The sequence below is a fragment of the Hoeflea sp. CAU 1731 genome (assembly GCF_039888615.1).
In the GTDB taxonomy this organism is placed as follows: domain Bacteria; phylum Pseudomonadota; class Alphaproteobacteria; order Rhizobiales; family Rhizobiaceae; genus Flavimaribacter.
This window is the reverse complement of sequence record NZ_JBDQQS010000029.1, coordinates 1-17,132: the sequence shown is the minus strand read 5'-3', so window position 1 is coordinate 17,132 and position 17,132 is coordinate 1. Positions and strand designations below refer to the sequence as shown.

Annotated in this window: 19 protein-coding genes and 1 pseudogene; 10 read left to right on the top strand and 10 right to left on the bottom strand. The window is 56.7% G+C overall.

The features are described 5' to 3' along the window. Positions 1–20: 20 nt before the first annotated feature. Entirely contained in the window at positions 21–296 is a 276-nt protein-coding gene (locus tag AAFN47_RS26815) for a hypothetical protein (protein ID WP_499812297.1), read from the bottom strand. Between the two features lie 75 nt (positions 297–371). Here AAFN47_RS26815 and AAFN47_RS26810 point away from each other — a divergent pair, with 75 nt between their 5' ends. Further along, on the top strand, positions 372–1,271 hold the full coding sequence (locus AAFN47_RS26810; RefSeq protein WP_499812296.1) for a cytochrome P450: 900 nt from the start codon (positions 372–374) through the stop codon (positions 1,269–1,271). Between the two features lie 21 nt (positions 1,272–1,292). Here the strand turns inward: AAFN47_RS26810 and AAFN47_RS26805 are convergent, their stop codons facing one another. Together AAFN47_RS26805 and AAFN47_RS26800 are read right to left on the bottom strand one after the other, a co-directional pair. Further along, complete coding sequence (locus AAFN47_RS26805; RefSeq protein WP_499812295.1) at positions 1,293–1,949, bottom strand: cation diffusion facilitator family transporter; 657 nt, start codon at positions 1,947–1,949, stop codon at positions 1,293–1,295. 109 nt (positions 1,950–2,058) lie between these two features. Further along, complete coding sequence (locus AAFN47_RS26800) at positions 2,059–2,493, bottom strand: HAD family hydrolase (protein ID WP_499812294.1); 435 nt, start codon at positions 2,491–2,493, stop codon at positions 2,059–2,061. Between AAFN47_RS26800 and AAFN47_RS26795 the strand changes: the two genes are divergently transcribed. From AAFN47_RS26795 to AAFN47_RS26780, 4 genes are all read left to right on the top strand, one after another. After that, a complete protein-coding gene (locus tag AAFN47_RS26795; RefSeq protein ID WP_499812293.1) occupies positions 2,467–2,808 on the top strand; it encodes a hypothetical protein in 342 nt (113 codons plus the stop codon). The genes AAFN47_RS26800 and AAFN47_RS26795 overlap by 27 nt on opposite strands. Positions 2,809–2,959: 151 nt before the next feature. Further along, on the top strand, positions 2,960–3,898 hold the full coding sequence (locus AAFN47_RS26790; protein ID WP_499812292.1) for a tyrosine-type recombinase/integrase: 939 nt from the start codon (positions 2,960–2,962) through the stop codon (positions 3,896–3,898). A gap of 179 nt (positions 3,899–4,077) precedes the next feature. Then, positions 4,078–5,667 (top strand): ATP-dependent nuclease, encoded by a 1,590-nt coding sequence (locus tag AAFN47_RS26785; protein WP_499812291.1) that lies wholly within the window; start codon positions 4,078–4,080, stop codon positions 5,665–5,667. After that, positions 5,651–6,739 carry a UvrD-helicase domain-containing protein gene (locus AAFN47_RS26780; RefSeq protein ID WP_499812290.1) on the top strand — a complete coding sequence of 363 codons (1,089 nt, stop codon included), beginning with the start codon at positions 5,651–5,653 and terminating at the stop codon, positions 6,737–6,739. Before AAFN47_RS26785 ends, AAFN47_RS26780 begins: the two co-directional genes overlap by 17 nt. A gap of 34 nt (positions 6,740–6,773) precedes the next feature. Here the strand turns inward: AAFN47_RS26780 and AAFN47_RS26775 are convergent, their stop codons facing one another. From AAFN47_RS26775 to AAFN47_RS26765, 3 genes are all read right to left on the bottom strand, one after another. Then, a complete protein-coding gene (locus tag AAFN47_RS26775; protein ID WP_499812289.1) occupies positions 6,774–7,235 on the bottom strand; it encodes a toll/interleukin-1 receptor domain-containing protein in 462 nt (153 codons plus the stop codon). Positions 7,236–7,542: 307 nt separating this feature from the next. Then, the gene (locus tag AAFN47_RS26770; RefSeq protein ID WP_499812288.1) at positions 7,543–7,833 is read right to left on the bottom strand and encodes an HNH endonuclease domain-containing protein; all 291 of its coding nucleotides are present in this window, start codon (positions 7,831–7,833) and stop codon (positions 7,543–7,545) included. 15 nt (positions 7,834–7,848) lie between these two features. After that, positions 7,849–10,542 carry an SbcC/MukB-like Walker B domain-containing protein gene (locus AAFN47_RS26765; RefSeq protein ID WP_499812287.1) on the bottom strand — a complete coding sequence of 898 codons (2,694 nt, stop codon included), beginning with the start codon at positions 10,540–10,542 and terminating at the stop codon, positions 7,849–7,851. Positions 10,543–10,608: 66 nt separating this feature from the next. Between AAFN47_RS26765 and AAFN47_RS26760 the strand changes: the two genes are divergently transcribed. The 5 genes and pseudogenes from AAFN47_RS26760 (at position 10,609) to AAFN47_RS26740 (ending at position 13,569) form a co-directional block, all read left to right on the top strand. Next, entirely contained in the window at positions 10,609–11,592 is a 984-nt protein-coding gene (locus AAFN47_RS26760) for a hypothetical protein (protein WP_499812286.1), read from the top strand. 238 nt (positions 11,593–11,830) lie between these two features. Next, positions 11,831–12,217, top strand: a complete 387-nt coding sequence (locus AAFN47_RS26755; RefSeq protein WP_499812285.1) for a hypothetical protein — start codon at positions 11,831–11,833, stop codon at positions 12,215–12,217. A 234-nt stretch (positions 12,218–12,451) separates the two neighbouring features. Beyond that, complete coding sequence (locus tag AAFN47_RS26750) at positions 12,452–13,117, top strand: DUF433 domain-containing protein (RefSeq protein ID WP_499812284.1); 666 nt, start codon at positions 12,452–12,454, stop codon at positions 13,115–13,117. A 16-nt stretch (positions 13,118–13,133) separates the two neighbouring features. After that, positions 13,134–13,289: pseudogene (locus AAFN47_RS26745) on the top strand (DUF5615 family PIN-like protein); the annotation flags it as partial. Between the two features lie 16 nt (positions 13,290–13,305). Beyond that, positions 13,306–13,569 carry a hypothetical protein gene (locus AAFN47_RS26740; protein ID WP_499812313.1) on the top strand — a complete coding sequence of 88 codons (264 nt, stop codon included), beginning with the start codon at positions 13,306–13,308 and terminating at the stop codon, positions 13,567–13,569. A gap of 119 nt (positions 13,570–13,688) precedes the next feature. On the opposite strand, the gene AAFN47_RS26735 is transcribed toward AAFN47_RS26740, so the two are convergent. From AAFN47_RS26735 to AAFN47_RS26720, 4 genes are read right to left on the bottom strand one after another with little or no spacing between them, the layout of a single operon-like run. After that, positions 13,689–14,630, bottom strand: a complete 942-nt coding sequence (locus AAFN47_RS26735) for a hypothetical protein (RefSeq protein ID WP_499812283.1) — start codon at positions 14,628–14,630, stop codon at positions 13,689–13,691. Then, positions 14,627–15,292, bottom strand: coding sequence for a Fe(II)-2OG oxygenase family protein (locus tag AAFN47_RS26730; protein WP_499812281.1), 666 nt, complete (start codon positions 15,290–15,292; stop codon positions 14,627–14,629). Before AAFN47_RS26730 ends, AAFN47_RS26735 begins: the two co-directional genes overlap by 4 nt. Continuing rightward, entirely contained in the window at positions 15,289–15,906 is a 618-nt protein-coding gene (gene scpB / locus AAFN47_RS26725; protein WP_306007284.1) for an SMC-Scp complex subunit ScpB, read from the bottom strand. Before scpB ends, AAFN47_RS26730 begins: the two co-directional genes overlap by 4 nt. Further along, entirely contained in the window at positions 15,903–16,856 is a 954-nt protein-coding gene (locus AAFN47_RS26720; RefSeq protein ID WP_499812280.1) for a DUF1403 family protein, read from the bottom strand. The genes scpB and AAFN47_RS26720 overlap by 4 nt, the downstream gene beginning before the upstream one ends. Positions 16,857–17,132 lie beyond the last annotated feature (276 nt).

Below are 17,132 nucleotides of genomic sequence, written 5' to 3'. Positions count from 1 at the left end.
GTAGCAATTAGGGAGGACAATCAATGGTCAGCATTCCATCCGTAACGGGCTTCGACAGCACGCTCGCCCTGCTGCGCAATCCGTATGGTTTCATCTCGGATACCTGCCGCGACCTCGGCAGCGATATATTTACGACCCGCGTCCTCCTTGAGCAAACCATTTGCATGACTGGGGCGGCGGCAGCGGAAGTCTTCTACAATGAAGAGCAGCTCGTCCGCGCGGGATCGATGCCGGGCCGCATTCGAAAAACGCTTCTCGGAGAAGGCGGTGTTCAGGGCCTCGATGGCGACGCGCATCTTCACCGAAAGCAGATGTTCATGTCTCTTATGTCCTCTGAGCGCATTGCAGCGCTCCAGGGAATGTCTCTGCACATGCTGGACAGCTATGTGCCGGACTGGGAAGCGGCGGATGAAGTCATTCTCTATGATGAGGTCCGCGAGATGCTCACCAGAGCAGTCTGCGCTTGGGCTGGGGTGCTACTACCGGATGCGGAAGTAAAGAAGCGAACAGCGCAGCTGACGGCACTCTTTCAGGATGCCGGGGCCGTTGGCCCGAAACACTGGCGTGCGCGTCGGTCGCGGCAGAAACTGGAAAGATGGACTTCGCGGATGATACGTGAAGTCCGCGACGATACTCATCAGCCACAGAAGGAAAGCGCTCTATACGTTATCGCGACATGGCGCGATCCCGATGGGGAGTTATTGACCCCAAAGGTGGCAGCCGTCGAACTGCTGAACGTCCTGCGTCCGACCGTCGCTGTGTCTGTGTTCATCGTTCATGCCGTTCACGCCCTGAACCGGTATCCCGAATGGGTACAGAGACTGAAAGACGACGCCGCGACACTTGAGCCATTCGTGCAGGAGGTTCGCCGCTTGTATCCCTTCTTTCCGGCGGTTGCGGCACGGGTCAAAACCGCATTCGAGTGGCATGGCTACCGATTTTCGGAAGGATGCAGGGTCTTGCTCGATCTTTATGGCACGAACACCGATCCGCGTTCATGGGACGCGCCGCGGGATTTCCGCCCCGAACGGTTTCAGCGTCGCGTCGAAAACCCCTTTGATTTTATCCCACAAGGCGGTGGTGACCACCACTTGAACCACCGTTGTCCCGGCGAATGGATCGCAATCAGCCAGATGAAGGCGTTCTGCGACTACTTCGTAAGGTCCATCGACTACGATGTGCCGGATCAGGATTTTGAGCTTGATCCGAAAGAGTTGCCGTCTCTGCCCAAGACCCGAATGATCCTCTACAACGTCAGGCGACATCATTAATCAGACTTGAGGGTCGAGCGTTCAGCCTGTCACCTTGGCGTCCTCTTCCGGATCAACTGAAAATGCATCCTTGGTGGCTTCGAATGCCTCCCACGCAACATAGGGAACGATGAGCAAAGCTGCGACAGGATCGGCCCACCACCATCCCATCCACTGCGTCAGACCGATCCCCAGAAGAACCACGACCGTCTGGTATTCGCAGATCATCGTATCCTTCGCATCATACTTCAAAGCGGGCGCATCCAACCGCTTTCCGTAGCGATATTTGCCCCAGGCAAGAAATGGGTTGACCGCTAAAGAAATGAGCAGGATCGAGATACCCCACCAGTTAAAATCGGGCGTTTCCTTCGACATAAAAGCAGAAACGGCTTCATAAAGGATGGCCGCGACGACGATCCAGAAAGCGGAGGCCACAACAAACAGGGCAACTTTTTTCCGGTGCAGAATGGTGCGCCGATCCGCGCCGTTCTTTTCGCCACGCAACCGCCAGATCAATGTTGCAGCCGATGTAGCCTCGACAGTGCTGTCGAGGCCCCAGCTGACCAGCGCGGCGCTTCCTGTCAGCAATCCAACAGTCACCGAAACAACAACCTCAATTGCGTTGTAGACAAAACTGGCAATCTCCACACGAATTCCACGTGTAATATTGGTCTCTCTGTCATTCTGCCCAGATGCCATGCTTCGCTTCGATGTGCGCGCTTATTCCATTAGATAAAAGAGCGGTAAGGCCCCGTGAGTTTCAAACCTGGCAATAGATTTGAATGTTCCCAGCAAGGTGAAGATCAGCTTAGCTGCGCGCCGGGACCAGCTCGTCCACATGGACCGCCTTCACGCCCGCTGCGCGCGGTCCCTCGATGTCGGCAAGGGGCGTATCTCCGACAAACAGCACGCGGCTTGGTTCGATCTGCAATCCGTCCAACACACGCGCGTAGATCATGGGCTCCGGCTTGATCGCCCCGACCTTGCAGGACAGCACCTCAACCTCCAGCCGTTCGGGTAAGGCGTTACGCAACGCCGTCACATAGTCGCTGGCGAGATTGGAACAGAGCGCCAGGCGCAGCCCCTCGCCGCGTAGCCTGGTCCAGATGTCTGCCATGCCGGGGCGCAGGGCAATGGAGCCGGTTTCGATCAGCACCCGCTGCATGACCTCCAGAAGCACGCGAGGATCAACCTCGGCCCCAAGCGCCTCCGGCCAATGCGTAAATGGCCGATCCTCGCGCATGAGCCGCTGTTCAACGCGCGCCGCTTCACCGGCGACAGCGCCCTGAACAGCGGCCGGAAGGCTTGTCGCTTCTCGGTGATCTCAACCAGCGTTCCGAAAGCGTCGAAACACACCGCCTTGATCCCGTCGAAGATGGGCAGCAGGTCAGTGAGAGAGGCCGGGGTCACGATCTATGTCCCGATCAATCTCGCGGTCATTCTCCTTCTCGACCTCATGATCCTTCTCCTGGTCGCGCGCATCCTCGATCTCCAGCCTCTCGCGCGGCTTGTTCAGCACGTCCTTCAGGCGCTCGTCACGCAAATCTCGGCATCCTAGATGGCGGCTTTGCTAACTGCGCCCCTAGGGGCGCTCAGATTCTGGTAAAGCAATAGTAGTGGGTCCCATTATCGTTACTGCTCCGGCGAGTGATTTCGGCGGAGCGACCTGTCTGTGCTGAACTGGCTGAACTCAAGAAAAGGAGTTCAGCATGTCCCGCTTCGATCACACCGCCTTCGTCAACTCGCGCCGCGATGAGCGCAGCCTTGGTCACCATACGCTCCGGGCCTACGCCCAGTATCTGCGCACCTTCGCGCGTTTCACCAAGGCGCACCACCTCGGTGACCCACTATCGAAAGACGACATCCTCGCCTACCACCGGCATCTGCGCGACGAACTGGGCGCCAGGCCCGCGACCATCGAGCGGCGTCTTGTGACCCTCAAGTCCTACTTCGCGTGGCGCGCAGATCGGAACAGCGCCCTGCCCTCGCCCTTTGAGGACGTCCGTATCTCTGTGAGGATCCCCCGCCGTCTGCCGCGCCCCATCGACCGAGAGACGCTCAAAACGGTTCTCGAGTACGGCGAAAGTCAAAGCGCCGTGCGGCCGATGTCTGGCACAAACTCCACGGCGCCGGCCTCGCAGGGTGCCGTCACGCTCCTGATCATCAAGCTGCTGATCGTGACAGGGTTGCGGATCAGCGAACTGACAAATTTGAAGGTCCGCGACGTGTCGCCGGACGGCAGCCAAATCCTCGTAAACGGCAAGGGCAGCAAGGAGCGGATCGTTTTTGTGCCGAACCGGGAGCTGCAGGAAGAGTTTCAACGCTACTGTCAGATGCGCTCCGAACATGGCCCCATTGCGTCGCCGCTGTTCCTCAACACGGTCGGACGGCGGCTCCGAGCCGCGACGTTCCGGAAGCGCCTGCGAGCGCTGTCAAAACGCCTCGGTATCGAACCCCACCTCACCCCGCACAGGTTTCGGCACTCGGCCGCGACGCTGCTGATCGAAGAAGGCATCGACATCCGGATGGTCCAAGCGCTGCTTGGGCACGCGAACCTCAAAACGACAGAGATCTATGTGAGAGTTTCGAACCAGGCACTGCGATGCGCGCTGGAGCGGGTGGATATTCTGAACGTACTCAATAGCTGAGGGCGGCAAACGGATGTTCTTTTGCTACTAAACAGCGCTGATGTCTGCGACGATGGTTAAGACGTTGAGTCCTACGACGCTCTGGTTGCGTCGAGGATTTCTCCACGCATAGTTTAGGCACCGAGCGTGAAGAATGAAGTTTGACTGAGATATTCGTTAAGGACTATTGGAGATGTAAATTGGCTATCCAGCGAGTAGTAATCAAGAATTACCGTGCATTGAAGGCTGCCGACGTCGTCTTTAATGAAGGAGTGAACGTCGTAGTCGGGGACAATGAAGCCGGCAAGTCCACCCTTCTAGAAGCCATAAACCTAGCACTCCGAGGGCAATTAAATCGGCGCGCGATTCAGTATGAGCTACATCCGTTCCTAATTAATGTCGATGCAGTTTCCCAGTTCATCGAGGCTCACCGGCAAGGTAATCCGACCGCACCACCTGAAATCAGTATTGAAGTTTTCTTGGCAGACACTCCCGACGTGGCCGCGCTGCGCGGCTCCAACAATAGTGAGAAGGCCGATGCTTGCGGTGTCTCTCTAAGCATCCGCCTTGATGAAGCCTTTCAGGCGGAATTCGCTTCGTATGTCGCCAATCCAGCAGCGCTCAATAGCGTGCCAATCGAATACTACAAGGTTGTTTGGGAGTCTTTCGCTGGTGCATCGCTTAGTGTTCAGTCCATGCCTCTGAAAACGGCCCTGATTGACCCAAGCAACATCTCAAACTCGTATGCCGCAAACAAATACGTCTTAGAAATTGTTCGGGACTACCTTACCAAACCACAGTCGGTAGATCTTGCACTTGCCTACCGGAGTATGCGTGACGAGTTTGAGGATGATGACCGGATCAAGGCTATAAATGCCGACCTCGCTGCCAAGCAGGGAGTAGTGTCAGACAAAGTGCTCTCTGTTGCGATGGACACCACGACCCGTGCGAGTTGGGAGACGGGTGTTCTTCCGCATCTCGACAGCATCCCGCTAACCCTAGTCGGAAAAGGTGAGCAGAACTCGGTGAAGATCAAGTTGGCGATCGAGGCAGCCGAGAGCTGCGATCTGTTCTTGATGGAGGAGCCTGAGAACCACCTTTCGCATACAAATCTTGGACGGCTAGTGTCACACCTAGCTAACCGGTGCGAGGGAAAGCAGCTCATCGTCAGCACCCACAGCAGCTTTGTTCTGAACAAGCTTGGCATTGACCGGGTGATGATGTTCAACGGCGAAAGCGCGGTTACGTTGGATGATTTGCCAGCAGATACAAAATCCTATTTCCAACGTCTGCCAGGTCATGACACGCTCAGGCTAATCCTCGCATCACGCTCTATTCTGGTTGAGGGACCGTCGGACGAGTTGATTGTGCAAAAGGGCTTTCGCCAGCAACATGGTTCCTTGCCTCTCGAGCAGCGTGTGGAGGTGATCTCCGTTGGCACTTCTTTCAAGCGTTTCTTGGACATCGCGCGGCTCTTGAAACTGGACGTAAGCATTGTCCGAGACAACGACGGTGACCCTGATGGAAAAAGGGCCCTCTTTGTCGACTATGACAGCGACGAGACGATTCACATTCACATCGACGGCGATGCGAACGCGCGCACCCTAGAGCCTCAACTCACAAAGGCGAATGGGCTGCAGAAATTAAATCAGATGCTTGGAACTGCATTTACCACTGAAGCTGAGCTATTAGACCACATGGAGGCAAACAAGACCGACACAGCCCTGACCCTATTTGAGCACGCGGATGCACTTGTGATCCCGGAGTATATTCGTGACGCAATCCGTTGACCGTGTCGTCCTCGCCGCTGCGGGTTCGGGCAAGACCACGACAGCGGTAAGGCTAGCTTGTGAGAACACTGAGAAGCGGACTGCACTCATAACCTACACCCTGAACGGCCGTAGTGAGTTGGAAGCCCGTGCATACAGAGATTTTGGGGCAATCCCTCCGCAGGTCACCATTTCCACCTGGTACTCATTTGTTCTCGCCCATTTTGTTCGCCCCTATCAGAACCACCTTCACGAGAGACGTGTCGACACTATCAACTTTGAGCGCGCGCCCGCTTCCCGGCGACGCTTCCGCAAAAGCCAGATTGCAGGATACTATTTCTCGTCGCCGAAAAGGATCTGGTCAGACCGTGCAACGGACTTCGCGTGCAGGGTCATTGATGAAACGGGTGAGCTGCCGGTCAGCCGCATTCAGCGAGTATTCGACCGCGTCATAGTGGACGAGGCTCAGGACCTAGCGGGTTGGGACCTTGAACTGATTGAGCACCTTCTCAAGTCAGCCGTTGAGGTGGCCCTAATCGGGGACCACCGTCAGGCCACCTTCTCGACGAACGATAATCCAAAGAACAGGCAATTCTCTGGAGAAAAAATCATCAACAAATTTGCTGAGTGGGAAGGTCATGGTTTGGTCCAGATTGAACATCAATCCCATTCTCACAGATGCGTGCAGGGGATCTGTGATTTCGCAGATCAGTTCTTTCCCGATTGTGAGCCGACGGCATCACAAAACCAGGAAGTTACCGGACATGATGGGGTCTACCTAGTCCGCCAAGGAGACTCGAAACGCTACTTTGAAACTTTCGCACCACAAACCCTACAGTGGTCCAAGGCAGGAGGAACCAGACTCGGCAGCCCCCTCAACTTTGGCGATTCCAAGGGAATGACTTTTGAACGTGTCTTGATCTACCCCCACGCAAAGTTCCGAGAATTCCTAAAGTCTGGCAGTATGGGATTGGACGGGCAGTCCAAGACGAAGACTTATGTGGCAGTGACGCGAGCACGCCAGAGTGTCGCTATCGTCGTGCCGGACAACTTTGACCCCAGAATTGGTTCCTTCTTCGAATTCCCGGATTGATCAAATTCCAAAGACGTGGTCGCGTCCATACAAGTTAAGTGGCGACCAGTTCGGCTATTTTTTTCGCAACCTCAACCATTGGCTCTTCGGCCGTGCTGAGGCCTGCTCTAGAGGCTAACAACAAGCTGACCTGCTCAAGCTCTTCGTATGTTGTTCCATGAACAACGGGAACCAATCGCTCACGTCTCAAGAGCGCAGAAAGCTCTTTGTCTGCCACTCCTTCTGCAGGCAGGCGTTTCAACATGGCCGGTGTCACCAAAACGATGCCGACACGGGAGTTCACCAAGCCTTTGTCGATCGCGCGCATCATAGGCACGCCCAGGCCAAGGTCTTTCTCGCTGAACCACACCCGAACGCCACGAGCTTCTAGTAGATCGTGCAGTTCTTTGGCAGCGCCTTGCCGATCATCCCAGGCATGGCAGAGGAACACGTCTCGAAGGTCAGGTTGCGAAACTGCGAGGTTTTCTACATTTTCTCTGACCGGAGTAAGCGCCAAAACTTGTTCCGGTGTGTACCAAACACCTGAACTGGCTGCCGACCACCGCGGCTTTTTGGAACGCCGCCCTGAACTGCCACTCCGACCGCTACCTTGACCACGAGAAGAGTATGAAGGCGATGGGCTTGAAGCGTAGCCACTGAAACTACCACTGTAACCGCCGTAACTGCGAGAACCCCCATAACGGTGCCTGCATACCGGACAGTTGGCAGCCGCAGCTGCAGACTTGTGACCTCTTACTGGTGCTGTACATCTAGCCATGCAAGTTCTTTCCTGTTAGCAATGCTCGCCGTCTCGCATACCAGACCTACCACCGGCGCTTCCGAGACGATGCCTTCGCCCTTCTGGGCGTCTTGTTCGATTTGCGCTTGTTTGCGGCAGTTTGAAGAGCTTGAAGATTACGGCGTGCATCCGACCCACCTTTTGACCTTGGCCAGATGTGATCAACCTGCCAACCCAAGGGGCTGTCTCGGTTGTAGGCAGGCTTGTATATCAGGTTGCCTTGAGCGTCCCGCCGATAAAGATTGGGGTTCTTCCCTTTTACGCGGCGCGCTTTCTCCCAGACATGCTGGGCTTTAGGGTTCGTGGAATACGGCATGGTGATCTCCTCTGGTTAAGCCGCGGATCTTCGTGGGTGAACGTGGGAGCCAGAGGGGGTGACCTCGATGTCAAATCCCTCCGTGATCATGGATTTCACTTGCTCAGTATGAGAGATCAACCCAACCGACCGTTTATCGTTGGTTAGCTCGTAGAGCGTCTCAAGCGCCGTGTTCAGAGTGTCTTCGTCTAGAGTCCCGAAGCCCTCGTCGATGAAGATGGCATCCAGCTTGATGCCGCCACTGTTCTGTTGGACGACATCAGACAGTCCGAGAGCGAGCGCGAGTGAGGCCTGAAACCCTTCACCTCCAGACAGCGTCTTTGTCGGGCGCGACTTCTCCGTGTTGGCGTCGAAGACTGCGATATCCAGCCCTCGTTTCTGCCGCCCGCCAACAACATCGTCCGGTCGAAGGAGTTGATACCTTCCATCTGTCATTGGCCCGAGCCTATGATTGGCGGCAACCAGGACCTCATCGAACATCGCCGCAATCGCAAAATCGGGGAGCCGAACCTTCCGATCATTGTTCCCGTTGACCAGGTTTGAGAGCTCGCCGACTGGACCATACTCCGCCTCGAGTTCCGTGATATGGGTCGAAAGCGCGTCGACTTTTTGCTGCGTCTCGAGCTTGGCTTCTAGGTCACGTTTCAAACGGGTCAGGGTCTGCTGGCCGTCTTCCAGCTTTGACTGGGCGGTGTCCCTGGCAGCCGTCAATGCCTCGATGTCTGGAGAGGTTCGCTGGCCGATCTCCTGCAACAGTCTTTCAAGCTGCGCTTTATTGGCCGCCACGCGCTGGTTGTACGAGCTGATCTGCTCCTCGAACACGTCGCAATGAGGAACGTCCTCTTTTGCAGCTTCAAAGCTCGCCACGTCTAATTTGGCCGTGCTCATCCGCTCGCCGAACTCTGACTTGGCTTTGGACAGAGCCAGGCTCGCTCTTTCTGCACTTGCGGCAGCACTCGCGACTGCTTCCTGGGCTCCGCTTAGATTGATCGCCGCCGCCTTTTCGCCGTCTATTGCTTTCTCAAGGGCTGCAGTCAGTTCGTCCCGCTTTGCAACTGCAGCGGACAGCGCCTTTTCCAAGGCGTCGCCCCGTCGCCAGTCCTGAGGCACCTCGCGAAGAACGGTCACATAGGAAGTATTGGCACGCGTCTCAGCGTCCCGAGCTTCCGAGAACTCCTGACGTGCCACTTCATACTGAGAGGTTGCTTCCTCAACAGACACTTCAGCCGCAGAAATTCTCTTTTCGAGTTGGGAAAATCGTGTGTCCGCGTCCAAAGCGGCCTTCTTGTCGCGCGCTTCCGCGACGGCGAGATCAAGGCTTTGCCGATCCCGCTCTGGGCGATCTAGACCATCTAGCTCAGATCGTTTTTCAGCGAGTAAAGACTTCGCTGCAATCAATGCTGTTCTGGCTTCTACTTCATCACGTTCGGCGTCGCGAAGGTCCTGCGTCGCCTTTTCGAATTGATCGTGACGTCCCCTACGTTCCGGATTGCCGGTTGCCGGATCGGGGTGATCCCGCGAGCCACAGGCCGGACAGGGCTCCCCTGGAAGCAATTTTTTGGCTACGTGAAGGGACTGTACGTCCGTCAAGTCCTGCTCGGCACGTTTCAGCGCGACCTTGCAGACGTCGAGGTGGTCATTTCTAGCATTATGCTCAGTCTGTAAGCGTTCGACCTCAGCTACCTGTAGATTTCGTTTGGTCTCAGCGACCTCAAACCGAGCCAACGTCTCTGACTCTCGCTCCAGCGCAGACAGTGTATTGCCGACATCTTGAAGCGCGCGTGCGTATGTCGGCTGCTCCTTCTGGAGATTGCGAAGCGCCGTCATCTCTTGGTCGGCATCCTTCCGTTTGCGTTCGGCCTCCGCCTGTTTCTCAGCGGCTGATTTCTTCTTCGCGCGCGAAGCCTCAAGGTTCGTCTGCAAGTCGCGGACTTGGCTGAGCGTTCCTTCGAAGCGCTCCAGCTCTTGCACGCGCGCGTGGGCAGCGTCGCGGTCATTCCTCTGATTGTCGGCTCGCTTGAGCGTCTCCTCGGCTGAACTGAAAGCTGCCTGGGCGGACGCTAAAGTTTCTTTTGCCGACGCGTGACGGACCTGGGACGCCTTGGCCTCTTCATCCGCAGTTCGCATTGCTGCATCGGCAACCAAGACGGTTTGCGCGGACCTTGCTTTCGCGAGGCGCGACTTACTCACCTTGATCGTATCCGCTTCGGACAGAAGCGAGCTCTCCTCGTTTTTTGCCAACGCCTGGGCCTCGAACTTTTCGGCTAAGCTCTCTCCCGCGGCCAAGGATCTCTGACACTTAGCCAGCGCCTCGATCTCAGACTTCACGGAACCTTCGAGATTCGCGATCTCTTCATTCATCAGGCGGATCGCCTCAACCAACTCTTCTTCGCTTTGGTCACCCAAATGCGTGTCGCGGCGAACACGTTCTTCGCTGATCTCTCGGTACAGCATTGCGGCATCACGTTTGATCCGTTCGACAAAATCCTCGTAGAGCCTGACGTTGAAAAGGCGCTTGAGAATTGGCGAGCGCTCATCATTTGTGGCTGTAAGAATCTTCCGGAAATCCCCCTGGGGCAGCAAAACGATCTGGCGGAACTGGGCGGCGTTGTAACCGAGAAGCCGTTCGATTTCGGGATCGACCCTATTCACCTGCTTCTCAGCGATGAGCTCGGCGACGTTGTCACCTGCGATCTCTTCCAGTGGCATGCCGGTTGCCCGAAACAGGTAGGCCTGATGAGGTTCGGTCGTCGTGCCTGTGCTGTGAATCGGCTAATGGGTAACGCACATGAGGACGTTCTGACCGCCTTCGAAGCGGTGCAGAAGGTCGTCTATTTACACATGGTCTCGTCGAATCCTGATCACGCCGACTCTACCAAACCCGTCCGAAACGATTTTCAGAATGTCGAACGGGCTCGGAAGCGCTATGCCGAATTCGGCATCGACCCATATCACGGACTTTCCGGTGAAGAGCGGGGCGCGCTCGAACTCAACATCCAGAAGCGTCACGTCATTGGACACAACCTCGGCATGGTCGACGCCAAGTTCGCCGAGAATGCTCTGGACGCGAGGCTGGGCGAGACCGTACAATTAATTGGCAGCGACGTGCGAGAGTTCGCGAGGCTCTGTCAAGTCGTGGTCGCCTCGCTGGACGACTGGATCTCGGGCATCGAGTTCCCCGACCACGAGTGTATTGCTCCGGATACCATTAAGATGTCGGAGCAGCCTTCCGAGGCAGCGACAATTGGCGAACTTGGTGCTTTGGCAACATCTGTTGGTCGATGGATCTGTGACAGCTCTGAGAAAGGTCTGCCGGAACACGTGGACGAGGAGAACCTTCTGGCGGCGTTTGAAGCGTCAGAACCGAGGGAGCTGGAAGAGGCGTTGGCCGAACTTGAAATAGAAGGTTGCGTCGAGCTGTCCCACGTGATTGGCCCGCGACTTCCTCGAATACGAGCGACTGAAGAGCTGTTTCAGGTCTTCGATCCGATCGTGATGAAAACATACCCGCACGTCGACGCAATCATCCTCATTGATCTTGTTTTGGAAGGCGATGGCACGATGGATGTTTCGGACCTTTTCGATAGGAGCGGACTGCCGCTTCGGAGGTTCAATCCGGCCGTAGCAATGGTTTTGGACGAGATCGGTGATGGCCGCGTCAGCCGTACCTACTCACGGGACCACCCAGCGCGATACTTTGCTACGACGGCTGAAGATCGGGTCGCATTGAAGCGATTCAGGACGCGCCTCGCGGGATGATGTTCTCTGTGCCGCTCCGAATTCGTGTATGCTCGGCAATCGTATGAAGATTGCTGTTCTAGCTTGGGGGTCGCTACAATGGGATCCGCGAAACTTGGAGATTTCTTCGGCGTTTGAGCCATCGGGCCCAGAGCTTCCGATCGAGTTTAGCCGCATCTCGGGCCAAGGAGAGGCTCACCGTCGGCTGACTTTGGTCATTGACGAAACCAACGGCGCCCCTTGCAAGACGTACGTTGCGATGAGCAGCAACGGCGAACTTGGCGCAGCCAGGGAGAACCTTCGGGTACGAGAGGGGATGCAACACGTTAACGGCGCCGGATATGTTGATCGGCTAACCGGTGAAGCAAGTTTTCGGGCGATGGAGCTTCACCCGGCGTCAGTCAGCGCGGTGCGTTCATGGTTGGCTACGACAGAATTCGACGCAGCAATCTGGACCGCTCTCGCGAGCAACTTCGAGGAGTTGCAGAACCAGCCGTTCTCCATAGATGCGGCGTTAAGCTTTCTCGCTGGTTTGTCGGAGGACAACCTAGCGGTAGCTCTGAAGTACATCAGATGTGCGCCGGAACAGACGCAGACGACACTTCGGGAAGCTGTTGTGAAGCGGTGGCAGGCGCAGCCAGGCTAGGCGTAGTCCATCATATCAGCGCGCAGTTTCCCGCTATGAGACAAGCGCGAAAAATTTCCTCACCTGATCTTTGAGTCCGGATGGTGACTTGAGCAGGCAACCCGTAGAAGCGATTAGCAAAAATCGAGGCACCTCAACGCTTCGTGGAGGACCCGTGGTGTTGCCTTGAAAAGCGCGCTTAGGTGGACTATGTTTAAGTCATCCGAATTTCGGAAACGTTTTAGGGGACGAAACATGCCAAACCCGAACGCACACACGATCTCGCCAAGCAAAGCGATTTTGATCAATGAGGCTGCCGCGGTTACGGGCGTCTCCGTCCGCAAGATCAACCGCCTGATTGACGATGCCGTGCTTCCCAAGTCCGTCTGCATTAAGCTCGGCTCACGTCGTGCAGTGCGCGCTTACGCCGTACCTATGGTCAGTTTTGGTGCTTCCGATGGCTCCAAGCTGAGCAAGGGTATGCGGCTCGAAGCCATGCGAATGATTGAGAGATTCGCCAAGGACAATTGGCCCCGTCTTCGAGACGAGCCTGAACACGCGAAGGCCCTAAGGTTTGAAAGCGGCTGTGTCATACTCTCGCTGGGAGAGCCTGTAAGTGCGGCGATGGCTGGCTTGAACAGACTAAACGACGCGTTTCATCGCATCATTGAAGACCCGGACGTGAGAGGTGGCGTCCCAGTTGTGCGCGGAACGCGGATCAGTGTTTACGAGGTTGCTGACGCACTTGCCGTCGACGGCCTGGAAACGATGTTGGAGGATTTTCCGGCTTTGAGCCGCGAAGATATCGAGGCATCCGCGTTATACGTCACCGCCCACCCACGAACTGGGCGACCTCGCGCAAGCACCAAGCCTCGACGCCTTGTCTCAGAAGAGACAGTCGACCTGGCGGGCGCGCACTAAGCGAAGGCGAGCACTCGTGAAGTTTCTAATCGATGAGTGCTTGTCCATCGCCTTGGTTGAATTGGCAATTGAAGCCGGCCATGTTGAAAGCGCGCATGTCACTCGGCGAGGCATGCAAGGCTGGAAAGATCACCAGCTAATGCACGCTATCATCGATGACGACTGGACACTCGTCACTAGGAACTCAGATGACTTCCGACCAAGAGTCGGCAGTGCTAGCCAAACACCATGCTATGTCGGCCAGCCACTGCACGCTGCACGCGGGTCTAGTCTGTCTCAACCTGCCAACAGGCTCCGGCAGAGATGGTCAAATTCAGTACTTTCGAACGGCACTGGAATATATCGGAAATCCCGGTGACCTCGTGAACAAAGCACTAGAAGTCGATCCCAGCCCCGAGAACGTCGAGCAGTTAGTTATCAGGATTTATGATTTTCCCGGCGACACCGTCTGAACGCGTGGTTTCGCCAGTTGGGCCAATGCTCCGAGGAGCCCGCGAAGTTTCTCATTGGCGACGTGCCGAGTACCATGTTGATTGGAGCTGACATGCGTTCGCACCTTGCGGCCTCCAAATCAGTCATTGCCGTAGTCCGGCTCGAACTCCATCTCTCTTTCGACACTGAGGGTGTGGTAGATATCGATCCCCGCATACTCTAGTTCGTCAGTGCCGTCCAAGCCGAGTTTGCATACCGGGCATTTGAACTCTTCGGCTGAGAGGTCCTTCTCGACTGTCTCCCAAACGGTGTAACCGTCAGGCTGTGTGTCAACGACGTCCTCACCAATCTGAATGCCAGCTAAGAATGCCTTGCCATGACAAGCCGGGCACTCCAATGGCCACTCTTCCTCCAAGAGCCGAGTGAACAGATTTCGATATTGATACGCTTCTTTGGATTCGGCCTCCGCAAGAGCAGCATCTCTTTCGGATTTCTTTCGAACAGAGAAATCTTCTCGATGTCGTTGAACCCGAAGCTCTACCGACTGTCGTCGTGCTGCCTTGCTCGCCTCGAGTATAGCCTTCGGAGCCGAGGAGTCGGCAATTCCGAGCCAACTCTCCAAGTCCGATTCCATGTATGCGAGGATAGTCTCGCATGCATACCAAAAGTTGCTTTCCCAAGCGTCGAGTGACATCGCACTGAAAGGTGTCGCACCGGAGTGCAACTCTGCATTCCGACGGAGTGCAATCTGGTCGCAGAACTCTTTGTTCTTTTCGTCGAAGCGAGGGATCAGGTGCCGGAGCCGCGCGTACAAGGTCTTTGCAGTGATCGTCTTTACGTCAGTCGACAGATTGATACCGCTGGCAGCAAACATTGACTGGTAGTGGTTCGGATCGGCGACAAGACTGGGGTGATGGGAGGCGAGGGCTGACTTGCCGAGAAGCTCCAAGGCCAACGAAGCCCAAAGTTGGTACTCGTCCAACTCCTCAGACACTTTCCTGACTAGCGCCTTGCGGATGTAGAGCTTGGACTTTGCGTAAAGCGCATCTCTATCCAACGCTGGCGCGACTCCACCAGTCATGAAACACTGCTCCTATAAATCACACGCCGTGCGCCTTCGCGATCACAGCTTTCCCGACCATGAAGCAACTTCCAATTGTCCAAAACAAGGATAGCCCCGACTTTCCAATGATGCCGAACTGGTTCAATGTCTCCAAGTTCCCGTTCAATCGCAGCTTGCGCAGAACTTGCATAGTCATCTTTGGCCAGCATGCACCCTGGGTCCCAGCGAAAGTAGTATTGCTTCTCACTCAGTACCGATGCGTAGAAGGAACGGCGCCCGTTCCTAACAAGAAACACGCCATTGCGCAGGCAATCGGCTTCTTCCGGTGAAAACTTCAAATCCGCTACACTCTGGATCAGAGTGGCAGCGGGTCTTTCTTCAGCGAACCCACACCCCAAAACGATGTAGCGACAGGGCGTTGACAGGTGCGCCATGTCGACGTGAAAGGGAAACCTACTGCGCCCGAACTGTGCACTCAAGGAGGCCGCCGGAGCGTTGTCTCCCTCTAGACTCTCGAGCCTCTCCACATAAGCACCGCGGCGGCCTTTCATGATGGCACCCAGGTCTCTCGCGGTCGCAAGGACTGCGGCGGCCAACTCAGCCTCGTTCGACAGTCCCGTTTCGTGGCAAATCCATCCTCTTTCGTAGAGTTCCTCGGAGAGTGGTCCTAACGCGGTCATGGCCTCACGACCTCCATGTCCGGCAGGTCTCGCAAGCTCTGCAAATCGAACGCCACCAGAAACGTCTCCGTCGTCACAAAGGTATGCGGCGCGCCCGGCCGTGGTGCCCGCGGGCCGCTGGTAATCAGATCATTGTAGCGCAGCCGGGCCAGCAGATCGCGGCTGACCTCTTTGCCAAAGATGTCCTTCAGTCCCGCCCGGTCGATCGGTTGGTGATAGGCTATGGCGCAGAGCACCCCCATCTCCATCTCGGTGAAGGCGAGGGATTGTTCGCCAAGATCAGCCGCGGCCTTGATGGCGTCTGCGAACTGGGTCTTGGTTCGGAACATCCAGCCGCCACCGCCTGACACGCTGTGTCCGACCTGGGCCAGCTCGTAGGGTCGACCAACCAGCTCGGCCTGGATGTCGTCGATCAGCATCTCGATCGAGACCCCCTGCCCCACGACGCGGGCCAGGTCGTCGCGGCCGACCGGCGAGGCGGAGGCGAAGAGCACCGCCTCGATCCGCCCCATCCATTCGCGCCAGCGCAGTTCCTGTGGCAGATCGTCAAGCTCCCGATCGAAGAAGCCGCCGCCCTCCTCCGCCGGTTTCCGTTTTCTTGTCGCGACCGTCATGATGCGATCCCGTAGAGCCGGAAGGTCGACCTCCCGGTCAGTTCCCGTGCCACGCCCAACTCAACAAGCCGGTCGCAAAACCGCCGCGCGGCGCGGTCAGTCATGGGGATCGACGTTCCACGAATACGCGGCGACAGCATCGACGCTGGAGCCACGGCATCCTCGGTCAGGAACAGATCAACCGCAGCGCCCGACCCTTTCGCCCGGAGCTTCGGCGCAATCGCGTGAAGCGCATCGGCACGGCGGGAAAGGTCTCGCGCCAACCGGATCGTCTCCTCGATGGACTCGAGCATCCGTGCCTGGATCGTCAGCTCGGCCCCCTGCCCGTTCGCGGACAGGTCGCGTAGCGCCGCCTTTGTGAGCCGCCGCGCCGAAACCGGCAGTATGACCTTCCAGTTCAGTGCCCGCGCCAGGACGACATCGGACAGCAGGCAAGCGACCCGCTCCGCCCGGTCGTCGGCCTCGAGTACGCTTCGCAGCATGGCCGCGCACCCAGCCAGCGGTCCATGCGTCAGGGCGCGCTCTTGTCCGGCGTTCAACCAGGCACCCACCTCGTCCGCGAAGTCTGCTCCAACCAGGTCGGCGATCTCCCCACTCCCATTCGGAGGAAGCCGTCCTCCGTCGCGCCAGAAGGCCAGCAGATCGCCATCGGGACCGCGCACCTCGCCCGGCGGCGTCAGATGAAAGGCGTCGCGGATATCCGCCTCCCGCGCCAACCGTCCTTCCAGTTTCGAGGTCGCGGTCGCCGCGCTCAACGCCATCCGATTGGCGAACAGTTTCAGCGGCACGCCGTGCCTCGGATCGCTGACCAGTTGATCGAGCACAGTCAGCGCGACCCCTGACCGAAAGGCCACAGTTTCAAGGGTTTCGGGACGCGCGGAGGTGACCCAGCTCGGTAGTTGAGGTAGGTTGCCTAGGTCGTTGGAGATCGTGGCGGGTTGGTATGTCATGCCACAAGACTATCCTGTCGCGGCGCTTTTGCCTACCAGATAGTGTGGAAACCGCCCCGCTTTGCCGTTCGCCACTATGTCCAATAAGTTTGCATTATCGGATGTGAAAAGATATGCTGGGAAGCAGTTCAATTTCATTGCCGGATTCTGTCGTGTCGATTTACACTTCAAACTGGGACTCGGACAATTTCTGGAAAAACGTTACACTTCAATTGAGACTTTTGCGGCCTGAGTCTCAATTGAGGTGTAACGTTTCGTTGGCTATGCGAATGCTGC

Coding starts and splice junctions, on each gene's coding strand:
- AAFN47_RS26815 (WP_499812297.1), bottom strand. CDS start 296: ATGCGCGTCGCCATCGAGGCCCTGAACACCGCCTTCTCCGAGAAGCGT.
- AAFN47_RS26720 (WP_499812280.1), bottom strand. CDS start 16,856: ATGACATACCAACCCGCCACGATCTCCAACGACCTAGGCAACCTACCT.
- AAFN47_RS26810 (WP_499812296.1), top strand. CDS start 372: ATGCTGGACAGCTATGTGCCGGACTGGGAAGCGGCGGATGAAGTCATT.
- AAFN47_RS26790 (WP_499812292.1), top strand. CDS start 2,960: ATGTCCCGCTTCGATCACACCGCCTTCGTCAACTCGCGCCGCGATGAG.
- AAFN47_RS26765 (WP_499812287.1), bottom strand. CDS start 10,542: ATGCCACTGGAAGAGATCGCAGGTGACAACGTCGCCGAGCTCATCGCT.
- AAFN47_RS26800 (WP_499812294.1), bottom strand. CDS start 2,493: ATGCGCGAGGATCGGCCATTTACGCATTGGCCGGAGGCGCTTGGGGCC.
- AAFN47_RS26755 (WP_499812285.1), top strand. CDS start 11,831: ATGAGCAGCAACGGCGAACTTGGCGCAGCCAGGGAGAACCTTCGGGTA.
- AAFN47_RS26750 (WP_499812284.1), top strand. CDS start 12,452: ATGCCAAACCCGAACGCACACACGATCTCGCCAAGCAAAGCGATTTTG.
- AAFN47_RS26795 (WP_499812293.1), top strand. CDS start 2,467: ATGCGTAAATGGCCGATCCTCGCGCATGAGCCGCTGTTCAACGCGCGC.
- AAFN47_RS26740 (WP_499812313.1), top strand. CDS start 13,306: ATGACTTCCGACCAAGAGTCGGCAGTGCTAGCCAAACACCATGCTATG.
- AAFN47_RS26735 (WP_499812283.1), bottom strand. CDS start 14,630: ATGACTGGTGGAGTCGCGCCAGCGTTGGATAGAGATGCGCTTTACGCA.
- scpB (WP_306007284.1), bottom strand. CDS start 15,906: ATGACGGTCGCGACAAGAAAACGGAAACCGGCGGAGGAGGGCGGCGGC.
- AAFN47_RS26805 (WP_499812295.1), bottom strand. CDS start 1,949: ATGGCATCTGGGCAGAATGACAGAGAGACCAATATTACACGTGGAATT.
- AAFN47_RS26760 (WP_499812286.1), top strand. CDS start 10,609: ATGGGTAACGCACATGAGGACGTTCTGACCGCCTTCGAAGCGGTGCAG.
- AAFN47_RS26770 (WP_499812288.1), bottom strand. CDS start 7,833: ATGCCGTATTCCACGAACCCTAAAGCCCAGCATGTCTGGGAGAAAGCG.
- AAFN47_RS26730 (WP_499812281.1), bottom strand. CDS start 15,292: ATGACCGCGTTAGGACCACTCTCCGAGGAACTCTACGAAAGAGGATGG.